Origin of the sequence: Pseudomonas sp. PA-4-8C (genome assembly GCF_021606625.1) — a bacterium.
GTDB classification, from domain to species: Bacteria; Pseudomonadota; Gammaproteobacteria; order Pseudomonadales; family Pseudomonadaceae; genus Aquipseudomonas; species Aquipseudomonas lactis.
The window spans coordinates 1-1,749 of record NZ_WKCD01000502.1 but is presented as its reverse complement, the minus strand read 5'-3'; the positions used below and the strand labels follow the sequence as shown (position 1 = coordinate 1,749).

Genomic DNA, 1,749 nt, shown 5'->3' with positions numbered 1-1,749 from the left:
CGGCCGCGCCAAACCCTGGGCTGGAAATTCCCCATAGAGGTGCTGACCGAGCACCTGCAGCTCCTGGCGACCAATAACTTGAATACGGTCAACTGACTGTTGCACTTGGAACTTGAGTCCGCCCTGCGGCACCAACCCCAAACTGTGAATTAAGACGCGTGGTTTTTTGTTTACTGAAATCATTCAGCTCAAACTTTGTGCCGCCTTTGTCCGGTTCGTGGTGCGTTGCACCGTAGCTATAAATGTACTGTGAGTTTCTTCTTGCATACGCTTCCAGCGGGCCTTCGCCTCTTTCACTCACAAGATTGTCGATGTTACGTACACCGTCAAATACTCGGGAGCGTGTGTAGTTACCGGACTGCATCGCCAAATTTTCGAACGTATCAACATTCAGCGTAATGTTTTTGCCGGCAGAGATGAGCGAAGCTGTATTGGTAAATCGTCCTACGTCTGCTCCCAAACTTCCTGCCACAGAGACCGTAGCTCGCTCTCCCGTGATCGACGATTGGGACTCATAATGTTCATCGACATAAAACGTTCCACCCAGCCTGAATCTGATGTCACCCGACAGAAATTTTTCTGCCCCCACGATCCCATCAGTTTTGTTATTGAAACTGTTGGTGGACAATGAGAAGTCTCCGTCAACATTAATCGATGACGCCAGGTTATTAACTTCATTTGCCCGCCCACCGTTTACACCGGCAATCTCCAAGTTACCGAAGCTATACACCGCGCCTTTTTTTTGGTTGGTGAAGTCGTTGACCAGCAGGTTCATATCCCCCCCGCTGAAGATCAGCCCGCCTTCGTTGCCAAGCGTCGTTACCTTGATCGTCAAGTCCTGAGCGGCGCCAAGGGTGCCAAAGTTACTCAAGTTATTGGCCTTGACCGTCATTGCTTCATTGGACGTCAACCGACCGTAATTGGTGAGCTGCCCCGCATCAATCGACGTAATGCCACCACCCGCGAGGCGCCCCGTGCTGGCCAGATTTAACTGCGCTGCACTCAATCCAAAAGTGCCCTGGCTGGTGGCCCGGCCACTACCGTTATAGCTTCCGTCCAGGCCGACGTTGAGGCTGCCATCACTGGCAATCAAGCCATCGTTGGACCAGTTAATACCTTTACCCACCAGGCTGTCGGAAGCCAGCAACTGCCCTTCTGCCGTTTGGTTAAGTGTCTTGACGTTAACGGTCAGACGCCCCGCCTGGATCACACTGCTGTTGGTCCAGTCATCAGCAGTAAGGGTCAAGCCACCTCGGGTGACAACGTTCCCGCCCACGTTCGTCAAGTTGGCCGTGCTGATGTCAAACGTACCGCCCCCCACATGCAACACACTGCCGCCCACGTTCTGGAAGACACTGGCCTTCAACATCAAATCGCTGTTGGCGGTTTCCAGTGTGCCGTTGCGGTTATCCAGCACACCGCCAATCTGAAAGTCAGTCTTACCGCTCCTGCCCAAAGCCCGCAGTTGCCCGCCCTGGTTATCCACGCTATCCGCCTCGACCTTCAGCGTGGTGTCACTTTCAATAATGCCTTTCTGGTTGTTCAGCGCCCCGCCACTGAGTTTGAGGTCAACCTGCCCGCCTGCCACCTGGCCGCGTACATCACCGCCGTTATCAAAACTGCTGCCGATGACCTTGACCATCCCTTTGGCGTACAGCCCGCCATCGCGGTTGTCGAAGGCGCCGGTGGTGACGTCGGTGTCGCCGGTTTGCGCGGCGATGCGGCCGCCGTTGTTGTTGAGGCTGGCAC

At 54.7% G+C, this 1,749-nt stretch carries 1 pseudogene; it reads right to left on the bottom strand.

Features of this window, described 5'->3' with window-relative positions:
- Positions 1–88: 88 nt before the first annotated feature.
- A pseudogene (locus GIW04_RS30460) lies at positions 89–1,749 on the bottom strand (adhesin); the annotation flags it as partial.